Here is a 13,361-nt window from a genome sequence, read left to right as displayed (position 1 = left end):
TTCAAAAATGAGAGAAAGGGAACCCCATGTCGAATTTAATAAAATACCTCGGCGTCAGCCTATTGGTGACCGTGCTGGCAGCCTGTGATGGCAAAACGGACGATTCCGCGAAAACTCCCGCGCAAGATAAACCGGCAGCCGAAGCCGCGGCAAACAATACGGTTGAATTACTGTCTGGCAAGGTCGTATTTACGCTGCCAGCCGACATGCAGGATCAAAGCGGTAAATTAGGGACACAGGCCAACAACATGCATGTGTACGCCAACGATAACGGACAAAAAGCGGTTATCGTGATTCTGGGCGACAACACCACGGAAGAACTGTCCGTGTTGACACAGCGTCTGGAAGATCAGCAACGTACGCGCGATGCCAACCTTCAGGTTGTAACCAACAAAACCATCGACATTGACGGGCAGAAGTTGCAACAGTTGGACAGCATTATCACCAGCAGCGGGCAGCAGGCATACTCCTCGGTAGTGTTGGGGAAAGTGGACAACCATTTGCTGACCTTGCAGATCACCCTGCCCGCAGACAACCAACAGCAGGCCCAGACCGAAGCGGAAAACATCATTCACACGCTGAAGCTGAAATAAACGTTGCCGCATTAAAAAGACGGCCAGCAAATGGCCGTCTTTTTCGCTGACTGTCAAACCGTTAACGCCGCATTTTTCCCGGCGATACGCCCAAATACAATACAATCCGTCATGGCGACGCTGCCAAGCCTGACGGCGCCATGCACTCCACCGACGGTTTCGCCTGCCGCATACAGGCCGGGAATCGGCTTCAGGTCGAAACCGATCACCTGCGCGTCCTTGTTAATCGCCAAACCACCCATCGTGTGGTGTACCCGAGGCCATAAACGCGCCGCATAAAACGGCGGCGTAACGTTAGGCACCGCATCCTGGAAAATCATACAGTCGAGATCGGCATCGTTACGCTGGCTGACAAACTCGTTCCAGCGCTTAACCTGCGCAACAAACGCGTCCACCGGCATTTCATAGGCTTTCGCCAGCTCTTCCAGCGTGTTATACGGCTTAAGCGAACCATTCTTCAACGCGCCTTCCCGTTGTCCCGGATCCACCATATTGTCTGTATTGGTTTTATCGGCAATGATGATGGCCGGATGCCCCAGTTGGATAATGGCGTCGGCACGCTCCTTACGGTTTCCTGTCTCTTTAAAGAAGCGCTTTCCGGTCGCGGGATCGACCATCAACCCATAGCCGACCACACGTTCGACAAACTGCGGTACATACCCGAAACCTTTTTCGTCCGGGCTGGTCCATGGCCCCAGTTGGATCCAGTCCATCTGCGTATCCAGCGCACCAATCATACAGGCCGCCATAATTGCCTCGCCGGTTGCCCCGGGGTGGTTGGTCGAAGTGAATGATTCGGTCAAACGCGGATCGTACATCTGACGTAATGCAACACCCTGTGAGAAACCGCCGGACGCCAGCACCACGCCTTTACGGGCACGGATATAGACAATTTCGCCCGAGTTTTCATCCGGAAACCGGTAGCCCCGCCGTATTTCCGCACCGATAACCCGGCCATCAGGCTCGACGATCAGCCGCAGGAGCTTGGCGCGTTGTTCAATCACCGCGCCAAGCTCCTTCGCTTTCTGTTGCTGTTTGACGATTAATCCCGACCCTGAACGCTGTACCAGTTGATGGGCCCGTTTCACCGAGTGGCCGCCATGATAGTTGACGACATTAAATTGCGCGCCAATGCTCTGCGCCCATTCCAGCGCTTCCACCGAATGTTCCGCAACGGTTCTGGCAAGTTCAGGATAATTGAGGCCGTTGCCCGCCTTGAGCATGTCCTGATACATCAGCTCCGGCGAATCATCAATGCCGGCCTCTTTTTGCATTTTGGAGCCCGCCGCCGCGAGATCGCCGCCATTCAGCACTGAATTCCCCCCCAGCAGCGGCATTTTATCGATGATTAATACCTCGGCCTGCGCATTACGCGCTTCAATGGCGGCCGCCAATCCGGCAAACCCGGTACCGATAATCAGAACATCAACCGTCGTATCCCATTTCTGCGGCACGGGGGATGGCGTTGGCACCGCCTGCGCCGGTTGAGATAGCGCCATACCGCCGAGCGCTCCTACGACCATGCCGGTTGATTTCAAAAACTGTCGGCGACTCTGTTGATCATTTACTGGTTTGTTACTCATTTGCACTACCTCCATATGCTCGAAAACGATAAATGGCGATAAAAACCAAAAAACATTCTGGAGACCCTGCGCGATGGATGACGACACAGACGGTAGGGAGACGATAGCAGGTGATGATTGAAGCGGTACGTGTTGGAGTTATAAGTACCTGAAATCATTTCAACATAAAAAGCAGGAGATTAAACGTGAGTCCACTCGCACTGTCGCCATTATTCCCGGCGAACCGAACCACCGGCTATGCTGTCCGGTGGCGGACGAGGTACATTTTACTCTGACGTAACCCGGCGCCGGTCCAAACGCAGGGTCAGCAGTAAACCCGCAACCCCAAGGAGCGCCGCCGCCAGATAGATGGAAGCGATACCGAAATAACTCATCAGCAACCCGGCAGCCGGCCCGACGACACCCAATGACAAATCGAGAAAGATGGTATAGGTCGCCAGTGCGCTTCCCTGATTCTGCGGCGAGACGGCCTTGACCGCCACCACACCGAGCGCCGGGAACACCAGCGAAAACCCCGCCCCCGCGAGAAACACGCCCAACTCGGCCATCAATGGATGTACCGCGCCACACACCAGCAGCAGTCCCGTTACTTCGACCACAAAACACGCCAGCGCCACGCGCAAGCCGCCAAACCGGTTGATACTGTTAGGAAACAACAGGCGTGCGCCAACAAAGGCACAGCTGAAAATGGTCAACGTCAGAGCAGCGCCTTCCCAGTTTCTGTCAGCGTAAAACAGCGTAATGAACGTCGCGATCACACCAAACCCCGCCGAAGCGAGCGACAGGATAATGCCGTACATCCACACCTTGCCCAATACCTCACGGAAGGGGATTTTCTTGCCGGGCGTGACTTTCACCTCTGAACGAGGCAGTGCGCAGACGATCGCCACCGCCGCAACCAGGATAATGGAAACAGACAGCAACGTTAGTCCGCCGATATGGTTCAGCCAGACACCAAGCGGCGCGCCAATCGCCATGGCGCCATAAGTCGCAATACCGTTCCACGAGATCACCCGCCCGATATGCCGCGATCCGACCACGCCGATACCCCACAGTATCGAACCGGTTCCGGCAAAACTCTGCCCGGCCCCCAACATCAGTCGTCCGACAAACAGCAAAAGCAGCGCGATCAGCGGTGAGGCGCCGTTCTGGGCCGCCAGCAGATAAAACAGACCGCTGAGCAGCGTTCCCGCCAGTCCCCACACCACCACTTTCTTCGGGCCTTTCTCATCGATACAGCGTCCGGCATAGGGACGGCTCAGCAGCGTAGAAAAATATTGCAGGCTGATCACCAGCCCGGTCCAGAACGCGTTATATCCCAATGTGTCATGAACATACACGGGCAACACGGCTAACGGCAGACCGATATTCAGGTAACTGGCAAAGTTGAAAACAACGACGGAAAAAATGCGCAAATTAAGGCGCAGCGCACCAACGGCAGGCTCTGATGAGGACGGAACAGACATAGAAAATTTCACTCACTTAACATCATCACTTGAGGCGGAGCAAAAGTGTTAGCCGGGTAATCCGGTCGTTGGCATACAGACGTTTGAGTATAAACAAGCGCCAGCCAGCTTTCACGGTTAATTATCACGGACGTCACTATTTAATTTACACCTAAGAACAACAAACCATGAAAAACATAACATTCTCATATTGTTGGTTATAATCAAGACTATCCCCTATCACTCAAACCTGACCGCAGGAGAAGATCAATGCCTGAACCGGCAGAGTCGGATCGTCATTCACTACCAACCCATCCCGCGACAAAAGAGGGCGGAGAAGCAAAAAATTCCCAGGAGAAATTTTTGACGTCGCACCGCGACGGCCCGCAAGGGACCGCGGACACAAAAGAACCGCACGCTTTTTTAACCCGGACCAAACGGTTGGTGAAACGTATCCAGGACACCCCCAGCGTGGCGCATATGATCCGCGCGGGCGAGCGCTTTAATGACCGCATGGGCAATCAGTTTGGTGCGGCGATCACCTATTTTTCTTTCCTGTCGCTGATACCGATTCTCATGGTGTCCTTTGCGGCGGTCGGTTTCGTGCTGGCGTCCAACCCGGATTTGCTGACCGGGCTGATCAACAAAATCGTCAACAGCATCAGCGATCCCAGTCTGGCCAACACGCTGAAAAATACGGTTAACACCGCCATTCAGCAGCGTACTACCGTCGGACTGACAGGGCTGCTGATCGCCTTGTATTCCGGCGTCAGTTGGATGGGAAATCTACGAGAAGCCATCCGTGCGCAATCGCGCGACGTCTGGGAACGCAACCCACAGGACGAAGAGAAGATTTACTTCCAGTACACCCGCGATTTTCTGTCTCTTACCGGGCTGATGGCTGCGCTGGTCGTGACGCTGTTCCTGACTTCGGTGGCGGGTGCCGCGCAAAATATCATTGTGAATGCGCTGGGGCTGGGCGGCATCGAATGGCTGCGCCCTGCCCTGACATTGATTGCGCTGTCGATTTCAATTTTCGCCAACTATTTATTGTTTCTCTGGATCTTCTTTGTGTTGCCACGACACAAACCCAAACGTAAGGCTCTGCTCCGGGGAACGCTTCTTGCTGCCGTTGGTTTCGAGATAATCAAATTTGCCATGACCGTCGTGCTGCCCAAGCTCGCCAGCTCTCCTTCCGGCGCCGCTTTTGGTTCCGTGATCGGCTTGATGGCATTTTTCTATTTATTCGCCCGGTTAACACTCTTCTGTGCCGCCTGGATTGCCACCGCAAACTATAAAGGCGACATCTCTACGGATCAGAATGAACAAGAAGACGCCTCATCGAAAAAGGATCAATCCACTTAACCCAGACAGGAGAATTTATGCCTTACGTTAATATCAAAATCACCCGGGAAGGGGCGACCACCGAGCAGAAGAAAGCGCTGATTGCCGGCGTGACACAGCTTCTGGTCGATACGCTGGGGAAAAATCCGGCCACCACCGTGGTCGTCATTGATGAAGTCGATACCGACAACTGGGGCATCGGCGGAGAAAGCGTGACAAATTTGCGCCGGAAATAGCCCGTCTCTTCCCGGAAGAAATTTTCAACGCCGCTACGACAGCCCGCAGGGTAGCGGACATTCTGTCCGCCATAAAACGGATCGGAAAATCCTGATTTTCCGATCCACGTCATGAAAAAATAAAACATCGTTTCAGGACTATTGACTCGGTCTCCCGTTATGTTGAGACTGATGCTAGTTTCCGCGTCTTACCGACTTCTTTTTCAAACAGGCCAGCAGTGATGACAACTAATAACATTGCCGTAATCGGCGAATGCATGATCGAACTGTCGCAAAAAGGCACGGATCTTAACCGTGGATTTGGCGGCGATACCCTGAATACCGCCGTATATATCGCCCGTCAGGTTAACCCCGATGCGCTCGGCGTTCACTACGTTACCGCGCTCGGCACCGATAGTTTCAGTGAAGAGATGGTTGCCGCATGGCAGAAAGAAGGGGTGAAAACCGATTTGATCCAGCGCATGGATAACAAACTGCCCGGTTTGTACTTCATCGAAACAGACGACACGGGTGAGCGAACCTTCTATTACTGGCGCAACGATGCCGCGGCCCGCTACTGGCTGGACAGCGCTGAATCGGAAAAAATCTGTCAGCATCTGGCTCGCTTTGAGTATCTTTACCTCAGCGGCATCAGTCTGGCGATCCTCAACCCGGAAAGCCGCCAGCGCCTGTTATCCCTGCTGCGCATCTGCCGTGCCAATGGCGGTAAAGTCATTTTTGATAACAACTATCGCCCGCGTTTGTGGCAAAGCCAGGCAGAAACGCAGCAAGCTTATACTGAAATCCTGTCCTGTACGGATATCGCCTTCCTGACGTTGGACGATGAAGATATGCTGTGGGGCGAAAAACCGGTGGAAGATGTTCTGGAGCGTACCCACGGTTTTGGCGTGGCGGAAATCGTGGTGAAGCGCGGCGCGGACTCCTGCCTCGTTTCAGAACGCGGAAAAGCGATCATTGACGTACCAGCGGTGAAGCTGCCGAAAGAGAAAGTGGTCGATACCACCGCCGCTGGCGATTCTTTCAGCGCCGGTTATCTGGCTGTCCGTCTGAGCGGCGGCAGCGCTCAGGAAGCGGCTCAGCGTGGTCACCTGACCGCCAGTACGGTGATCCAGTATCGCGGGGCGATTATCCCGCAGGAAGCCATGCCGGCTTAATGCGGGCTCAACGTTAGAAACCGGTAAAAAAGGCCGCATTTGCGGCCTTTTGCGTTTGGTTACTGGGCGGCGGGCGCATCACCTTGCAACGGGGGCGTTTCTGCAACAGGCGCCGAGACGACCTCAGCCGCCGGCGTCATGATCCGATTGTAGGTAGCCTGAAGATCTTTCATATTCGTCTCCGGCTCCCCCTGCCGCTGCACCAACATCAACGTCGCGTCCTGCGAAAGCTGCTGATGAAGCTCTTGGTTCAGCATATCGAGCGTCAGCGCCGACAAATAAGCCTGCCGTAGTTTCTGATATTGCTCGGGAGCAATATCCACCACCCCATTTTGCTGAGACCGCAGACGTTGCGACATCAGAATATCGGTACTGGTGCGGGCATAGGTCGCAAACAGCTTGCTCAGCTCATCCGTTTTGCGTGAAATCAGCTCATCAAACTCCGGCTGTGTCAGTCCGTTATCCCTCAACGTCGCCAGTTCCTGAGCCAGAAATGTCAGACCCGGCGTCACGCTATCGTTATTCGGCACATCCAGATGGATCGCACACTGCGCACGGCTGTAGAACACATTGCAGTCAAAACGCAGATTGTTATCTTTCTGCTGGCTCTTCACCAACGCCTGTTGTAAATGCCAGAACAACGCTTCCCGGGCTAAATCACTTTGCCAGTAATTCGCTAACTCCTGCGACTCGCGAATCGGATGCCAGGGCGTATCCCATACCAGTGATAACGTATCCTGCTGAACATTTTTATTCATCAGGCTGATGGCCTGTTGCGGCAGCGGGCTTAATGTCGGCATCGGAGCCGGCGCTTCCCGCTTACCCTGCAACGCAGAGAACGCTTTGCTGATTTGCTCCACAATACTACGGTTATCGACGTGCCCAACGACGTAGAGCGTCATCGCATCGGGTGTGTACCAGGCTTTATAAAATTGCTGCAATTGCTCACTGTTAAGCGGCAGTTTGACGTCCTGACCGGGATCGTGGGCTAATAATGCCGACCCTTTGAGACGATAGCGCCAACTGGGATCTTGTGGATTCTGCGGAAAGGTCGTTACCTGATCGGGAATATTGAGCGCGGTTTGAATATTTTCATCATTGATTGCCATCTGCCCCGCAGTTTCTGCCAGCCAACCCAGCGCTTCTTTCAGTAGCTCCGGTCGGTTGTTCGGCAGGCTCAGATTATAAGACGTGAAATCATATGAGGTAATTACCGGCGACAGAGGACGCATGCCATTATTGTCTTGTATCCACATAGACGGCGACTGGGCGGCCGAAAGCTTCTCGCCGGGCGCCAGCGCCAGACGCGGAAGAAAATGTGCGAACCCGATTTGCTGAGCATTCTCGACCAGCGAACCGGTATTGATCATCAGACGTAGTTCCACCCGGTCGCCGGGGCGCTGCGGCGTGGTCAGTAATTGCCAGGTAAAACCATTGTCCAGTTTACCCTGTTGCCAGGCAGGATCAGGTTGTAGTGTTTCAGCCTGCACGTTGCTGCCGACAACCGCCAGCAACATTCCACCAACTAAAAGGCCAATTTTGGTGCCCTGCATGTGAACCCCTACTTAAATAACTATCCAACATAATGTGGTTGTTGTTGATAATAATAGTGGCCTCGCGTTTGCCACCAACACGCTCGTGTATTCATCACGGAAAATGAGAAAGGCGAAGTGTACCATTCCCTTAGACCACGCGCTTTTATCTATGTCACCCAAATAGATTAAATAATCGGCAAAAAAAGAAAAATATTTAGATTTAACAATCTGTTTACGTGATTGGGGCGGTTAACAGCAGGCGGGAAACGCACAAGAAAAACGCAGCGCATTGAAGACGAACCAGTGATAGAAAATCGCTTGCGACGGCGGGCAGAGGGCGGGCAGGACCGCCAAAAAAACGCCCCACGGTGCAATCACGCCGTGGGGAAGTGCTATTCAGGAACACGCATCGTGATTATGGCAGTGTATTCGGTGCCGTCGTGTTGTTGTTGTGCTTATTATTACCGGAAAGTTCGTCCTCCAGCTGTTTCTCATCCAGTTCACGGCAGTATTTCGCAACCACGATAGTGGCGACGCCGTTGCCGACCAGGTTAGTCAGCGCGCGGGCTTCCGACATGAAACGGTCAACACCCAGGATTAACGCCAGACCCGCCACCGGCAGGTGACCTACGGCAGACAAGGTCGCGGCCAGTACGATAAATCCGCTTCCCGTTACTCCCGCCGCCCCTTTGGAAGAAAGCAGCAGCACAATCAGCAACGTGATCTGATGCCAGATGTCCATGTGGCTGTTGGTCGCCTGCGCAATAAATACCGCGGCCATGGTCAGATAGATAGAGGTTCCGTCAAGGTTGAACGAATAGCCGGTGGGGATCACCAGACCGACAACGGATTTCTTACAGCCGACTTTCTCCATCTTTTCCAGCATACGTGGCAACACCGACTCAGAAGACGACGTACCCAGCACGATCAGCAGTTCTTCCTTGATATAGCGGATGAACTTGAAAATGCTGAACCCGGTCGCTTTGGCGATACTGCCCAACACCAGGAAAACAAACAGAAGACAGGTGATGTAGAAACAAATGATCAATTGGCCCAACTGTACCAACGTGCCCACACCATATTTACCAATGGTGAAGGCCATGGCGCCAAACGCGCCCAGCGGTGCCAGTTTCATGATCATGTTGATGATACCGAAGATGACTTTGGAGAAGCTTTCGATCACATCAAAAATCATCTTGCCTTTGCTGCCCAGACGATGCAGCGCAAAACCAAACATGACGGCAAACAGCAACACCTGCAAAATGTTGCCGCTGGCAAAAGCCCCAATCACACTCGATGGGATGACGTCCATCAGGAACGGAATCAGTCCCTGCTGGGAAGCCTGCTGGGTATAAACCGCAACAGCCGACGCATCCAGCGTGCTCGGATCGACGTTCATTCCCACGCCCGGTTTTATTATGTTTACCACGGTCAGACCGATGATCAAGGCAACCGTACTGACAACTTCAAAGTACAACAGGGCAACCGCACCGGTACGGCCGACTGACTTCATGCTTTCCATGCCGGCAATGCCCGTTACAACCGTACAGAAGATAACCGGGGCGATGATCATTTTAATTAATTTAACAAACCCATCGCCGAGCGGTTTCATCTGTGCGCCGAGATCCGGATAGAAATGCCCCAGCAGTATCCCTACCGTAATGGCGACAAGCACCTGAAAATAAAGACTTTTAACAATAGATAGTTTCATATATATATACGTCCTATGGTGGGGAAACACAGGAGGATTAATAGAGTACGGTAATAATGCCGCCTGTGATTGCGCCGGAAAGTAACATCGCAATAACAGGCTGAAAATGTTTTATAACTTTAGTTTGTGAACGGAAGGTTAAAAATAAGAACTGAATCGCTTCAATAAATGTTAATAATAAACAGATGTGCAATTTATTTGTAACAAGCCGCCAATTATCTCTAACGGCATATCGCCATAAGAAATCGACGAGGCCAGTCATAGCGGGGCTTACAAGGAAATAAACGATAAAACACTTAATAATTATAAGGTTATTGATGGATGAAAATTATTTAATCATGACATAAAGAGATGAATGCCATTTCTTCCTTCATTACGGGCGACCTGCATCGCAAAACGAGCTTGAGCGAGAAACAAGTCCGCATCCCTCTTTTTCCCCGATAACGGTGGGACAAGGTGAACCATTCCCACACAGGCCGCCAGCGGTGACTGGCCGGTGATGGCAAATGGCGTATTGAGTTGCAACACAATATGTTGTGCCCAATTCTGTATCTGCTCTGTCGGCAGTGGTTTCCTCAGCAGCGCGAATTCATCGCTGTTCAGACACGCCAACAGAACCGGTTCCCCGGATGTCTCAATTGCCGATTTCAGCTGATTCACTAATGTATGCAACGCCGCATCGCGCGTATTGTCCTGCGCCACCGGCGGCGGCTCAAATCCGATAACCATCAGACAGAGCGGGATGTTTTCCGACAGGCATTGTTGTAACTGCGCTAAAAAAGCGTCTTTTCCCGGTAAATCATAGCGTTCCTCTATCGAAATAAGGGATTGCTCCAGCCATTGCTGATTGCGGTTATAGCTGCGAACCAACACACCGAGTTCATCATCCTGATGCCACTCGGGCAAGGTTAGCTGGTGGTGTGGCAGCGCTTCCGTCGGCAGATTTTGCAACTCGGCAATAATGGCGCGCAGCGGATGAACCATAAGCCGATTAATACACCAGGTAATGGCAATCGACAGGATCAGCGCCAACAGCAGGTACGTTGCCAGCATGGTCGAAAACGTACTGACGATGAACTGAAACATACGATAAGAATCCGCCTGTAGCACCAGGTTCGCCAATGGCGTCGTATTCTGCGTCTGCGGTGGTGAATAGAGTGGCACAGAGATCCGGATAGGCAGCTTGAATACGCGGGCAATCCAGTCTGGCACCGGGCGTTCGGTCGGGAAATTGGCATGCAGCGTCTGGAATTCGTCCGGCAACAACACATCAGCCCGACTGAGAAAACCGGCAGGCAGCAGGTTATTGAGAATATCTTCGGCACGCTGCACTTCACCTTGCAGGACCGCCTCCGTCAAAGGCTGACGCACGGAATAAGCGATGCTCTCCAGTTGCCTGGCGTAATCTTCACGACGTTGATGAACGAAGTGAAAAAGCTGTATCACGATAAAAAGGCTGATGGTGACCAGTGCCACAGCGGACACGGCAGTCATCTGCTTAATCGTTAATGAACGTCTGAGCCGCAAGCACCTTCTCCGTCAATCCTGTATTGCCGCTGTATTTATACCCAATAGATTTATGACGGCTATCCTGCCCGTCAACGGGAGTCAACGCTACGCGTTGTTAAAAAACGCGAATTTACCGCAATTTCATTCAATTACGGGCTAAAAATACCGTACTTGCCCGCTTTTGACACCAAGATGAAAGAAGCCGGAAAGAAACCCGGCTAGTATAAGACAGCTTATCTGCGCCTCCATGCTGTTTTATGCCGCTACCCACCGGATTTCGTCTTAATCCTATGTCGCATTTATGTGGTGGTACCGCCCTGTCGGCCCGAAGGATATCAATAACCGATCGCCGCACCAGCCGGACGTCGGATATCATTGGCGCCGTACAGGTAGCCTTCGCGTACTTTGCCGGAAACCGCAGAGTCGTTACCGGAGTTAGCGGGCATGACACCTGCCGCACCCGGCAACCCGACCATGATCAACTCTGCCGCGCCCCAGGGCGTTTGTTCCACCATCTTATATCCACGCTGCTTTAAGAGCGCCAGCGTATCGGCGGAAAGTCCGCGCTGTTCGTAATACACCTCATCCGGCAGCCACTGATGGTGAATACGTGGCGCGTCCACCGCTTCCTGGGGCGCCATACCGTGATCGATGATATTCAACGCGGTCTGCAAGGTAATCGTGATAATGCGCGACCCGCCCGGAGACCCCAGCACCATAAAGATTTTTCCATCTTTCGTGACCAATGACGGGCTCATGGATGATAGTGGGCGCTTACCGGGGGCAATGGCGTTACGTTCCCCCTGCACCAGTCCGTACAGATTCTGCTCACCCACTTTGGTGGTGAAATCATCCATTTCATCGTTGAGGAAAAAGCCGGTCCCCGGCGCAATCACCACCGCCCCGAAACGCCCGTTGACCGTATAGGTTGTAGAGACCGCATTTCCCTGATTATCCACGATGGAGTAGTGCGTGGTTTCCGGTTTCTCATGCGGCCCGATGCCAGGCTGAACCTGCTGCGACGGCGTGGCGTTTTGCGGTTCTATTTTTTTGCGGATCTCGGCGGCGTAATCTTTACTGAGCAGACGTTCAACCGGATTACTGACAAAATCCGGGTCACCCAGATAGGTGTTGCGATCCATATAGGCATGACGCATGGCCTCGCTCAGGACGTGTATCGACGCGGCTGAATTGAATCCCAGCGCGTTGAGATCGTAGCCTTCCACAATATTGAGAATTTCACACATCGTCACACCGCCTGAACTCGGGGGCGGGGAAGAAACAAACTTATAGCCGCGATAATCGCAGGTGACGGGCGCGGTTTCAGTAATGCGGTAATCAGCAAAATCCGCTGCGGTCAGAATGCCGCCGCCCTGACGCGCCGCCTGCTCTACCGCCTGTGGGATTTTTCCTCTGTAGAAGGCGTCAGGACCGTTATCCGCAATGGCCTGCAAGGTGTTCGCCAAATCAAGCTGCACCAGTTTATCGCCTGGCTGTAGCGGACTGCCATCCGGACGCAGGAAAATGCGAGCCGCTTCAGGATCGTCTTTGAAACGTTTGACGGTCGTATCCAGAATATCGGTATCCGCCCGCGTCAGCTCAAAACCATATCGCGCCAGTTTTATCGCCGGCGCCATTACCTGTTCGCGGCTCAGCTTGCCGTATTTTTTCTGCACCGTATCCAGACCTAATACCGTTCCGGGTACGCCAGCGGCCAGATAGCCATACAGACTGGCCTCTTTCTTTATATTGCCCGCCGCATCAAGATACATGTCTGCATTGGCCGCCGCGGGCGCCGTTTCACGGAAATTGATGAAGGTGTCTTTCCCGTCGGCCAGATGAATGGTCATAAACCCGCCGCCGCCAATATTGCCGCAACAGGGATTAACCACCGCTTGTGCATATCCCACAGCAACCGCCGCATCAATCGCGTTTCCCCCCATCTTCATGATATCGACGCCTATCTGCGAGGCCAGATATTGCGAACTGACCACCATGCCGTTTTTCGCCTCTACCGCAGGCGCAGATGCGGCCTGCACCGCGCCACTGACCAGCAGCGCCGCCACGCTCAGCGACAAAAACCATTTTCCCAATGCCATTGCGACTCCTTTTACCCTGTTTATTCGGTGTTGTTTCTTGTTGCACAACGCCCAAACCAATTTATTTCCGACCGGCGATATACTTATCGCCGCGCACTGTTGGCGCTTAACAAACGCAGGCAAAAAATCCCTTCGTTTTCAAGGTGCAGGCC

Annotated in this window: 10 protein-coding genes; 4 read left to right on the top strand and 6 right to left on the bottom strand. The window is 53.0% G+C overall.

Annotated elements, in window-relative coordinates; translation table 11 throughout:
• Positions 1–26: 26 nt before the first annotated feature.
• Positions 27–593 carry a DcrB family lipoprotein gene (locus B4923_RS15205; protein ID WP_109055217.1) on the top strand — a complete coding sequence of 189 codons (567 nt, stop codon included), beginning with the start codon at positions 27–29 and terminating at the stop codon, positions 591–593.
• Positions 594–646: 53 nt separating this feature from the next.
• Here B4923_RS15205 and B4923_RS15200 read toward each other — a convergent pair whose 3' ends face one another.
• Both B4923_RS15200 and B4923_RS15195 read right to left on the bottom strand, forming a co-directional pair.
• Positions 647–2,176 (bottom strand): flavocytochrome c, encoded by a 1,530-nt coding sequence (locus tag B4923_RS15200; protein WP_109055216.1) that lies wholly within the window; start codon positions 2,174–2,176, stop codon positions 647–649.
• Between the two features lie 266 nt (positions 2,177–2,442).
• Positions 2,443–3,642, bottom strand: a complete 1,200-nt coding sequence (locus B4923_RS15195; protein ID WP_109055215.1) for an MFS transporter — start codon at positions 3,640–3,642, stop codon at positions 2,443–2,445.
• Between the two features lie 249 nt (positions 3,643–3,891).
• Between B4923_RS15195 and yhjD the strand changes: the two genes are divergently transcribed.
• From yhjD to kdgK, 3 genes are all read left to right on the top strand, one after another.
• On the top strand, positions 3,892–4,986 hold the full coding sequence (gene yhjD / locus B4923_RS15190) for an inner membrane protein YhjD (RefSeq protein WP_109055214.1): 1,095 nt from the start codon (positions 3,892–3,894) through the stop codon (positions 4,984–4,986).
• Between the two features lie 17 nt (positions 4,987–5,003).
• The gene (locus tag B4923_RS15185; RefSeq protein ID WP_109055213.1) at positions 5,004–5,201 is read left to right on the top strand and encodes a 2-hydroxymuconate tautomerase family protein; all 198 of its coding nucleotides are present in this window, start codon (positions 5,004–5,006) and stop codon (positions 5,199–5,201) included.
• A 221-nt stretch (positions 5,202–5,422) separates the two neighbouring features.
• The gene (kdgK, locus tag B4923_RS15180; protein ID WP_109055212.1) at positions 5,423–6,355 is read left to right on the top strand and encodes a 2-dehydro-3-deoxygluconokinase; all 933 of its coding nucleotides are present in this window, start codon (positions 5,423–5,425) and stop codon (positions 6,353–6,355) included.
• Between the two features lie 59 nt (positions 6,356–6,414).
• Here kdgK and B4923_RS15175 read toward each other — a convergent pair whose 3' ends face one another.
• The 4 genes from B4923_RS15175 to ggt all read right to left on the bottom strand — a co-directional run bounded on the left by B4923_RS15175 (position 6,415) and on the right by ggt (position 13,209).
• On the bottom strand, positions 6,415–7,908 hold the full coding sequence (locus tag B4923_RS15175; protein WP_109055211.1) for a M16 family metallopeptidase: 1,494 nt from the start codon (positions 7,906–7,908) through the stop codon (positions 6,415–6,417).
• A gap of 397 nt (positions 7,909–8,305) precedes the next feature.
• Positions 8,306–9,601 carry a dicarboxylate/amino acid:cation symporter gene (locus tag B4923_RS15170; protein ID WP_109055210.1) on the bottom strand — a complete coding sequence of 432 codons (1,296 nt, stop codon included), beginning with the start codon at positions 9,599–9,601 and terminating at the stop codon, positions 8,306–8,308.
• 336 nt (positions 9,602–9,937) lie between these two features.
• The gene (locus tag B4923_RS15165; RefSeq protein ID WP_109055209.1) at positions 9,938–11,095 is read right to left on the bottom strand and encodes a diguanylate cyclase; all 1,158 of its coding nucleotides are present in this window, start codon (positions 11,093–11,095) and stop codon (positions 9,938–9,940) included.
• A gap of 350 nt (positions 11,096–11,445) precedes the next feature.
• Positions 11,446–13,209, bottom strand: coding sequence for a gamma-glutamyltransferase (gene ggt, locus B4923_RS15160; protein WP_109055208.1), 1,764 nt, complete (start codon positions 13,207–13,209; stop codon positions 11,446–11,448).
• Positions 13,210–13,361 lie beyond the last annotated feature (152 nt).

This window comes from Brenneria roseae subsp. americana, from assembly GCF_003115815.1.
GTDB classification, from domain to species: domain Bacteria; phylum Pseudomonadota; class Gammaproteobacteria; order Enterobacterales; family Enterobacteriaceae; genus Brenneria; species Brenneria roseae.
Note: the sequence above shows the minus strand (reverse complement) of the source record. Positions and strands in the feature narration are given on the sequence as shown.

What these genes read in the sequence shown, in the direction of transcription:
- B4923_RS15205 (WP_109055217.1), top strand. Translation starts at nt 27, where the DNA reads ATGTCGAATTTAATAAAATACCTCGGCGTCAGCCTATTGGTGACCGTG.
- B4923_RS15200 (WP_109055216.1), bottom strand. Translation starts at nt 2,176, where the DNA reads ATGAGTAACAAACCAGTAAATGATCAACAGAGTCGCCGACAGTTTTTG.
- B4923_RS15195 (WP_109055215.1), bottom strand. Translation starts at nt 3,642, where the DNA reads ATGTCTGTTCCGTCCTCATCAGAGCCTGCCGTTGGTGCGCTGCGCCTT.
- yhjD (WP_109055214.1), top strand. Translation starts at nt 3,892, where the DNA reads ATGCCTGAACCGGCAGAGTCGGATCGTCATTCACTACCAACCCATCCC.
- B4923_RS15185 (WP_109055213.1), top strand. Translation starts at nt 5,004, where the DNA reads ATGCCTTACGTTAATATCAAAATCACCCGGGAAGGGGCGACCACCGAG.
- kdgK (WP_109055212.1), top strand. Translation starts at nt 5,423, where the DNA reads ATGACAACTAATAACATTGCCGTAATCGGCGAATGCATGATCGAACTG.
- B4923_RS15175 (WP_109055211.1), bottom strand. Translation starts at nt 7,908, where the DNA reads ATGCAGGGCACCAAAATTGGCCTTTTAGTTGGTGGAATGTTGCTGGCG.
- B4923_RS15170 (WP_109055210.1), bottom strand. Translation starts at nt 9,601, where the DNA reads ATGAAACTATCTATTGTTAAAAGTCTTTATTTTCAGGTGCTTGTCGCC.
- B4923_RS15165 (WP_109055209.1), bottom strand. Translation starts at nt 11,095, where the DNA reads ATGACTGCCGTGTCCGCTGTGGCACTGGTCACCATCAGCCTTTTTATC.
- ggt (WP_109055208.1), bottom strand. Translation starts at nt 13,209, where the DNA reads ATGGCATTGGGAAAATGGTTTTTGTCGCTGAGCGTGGCGGCGCTGCTG.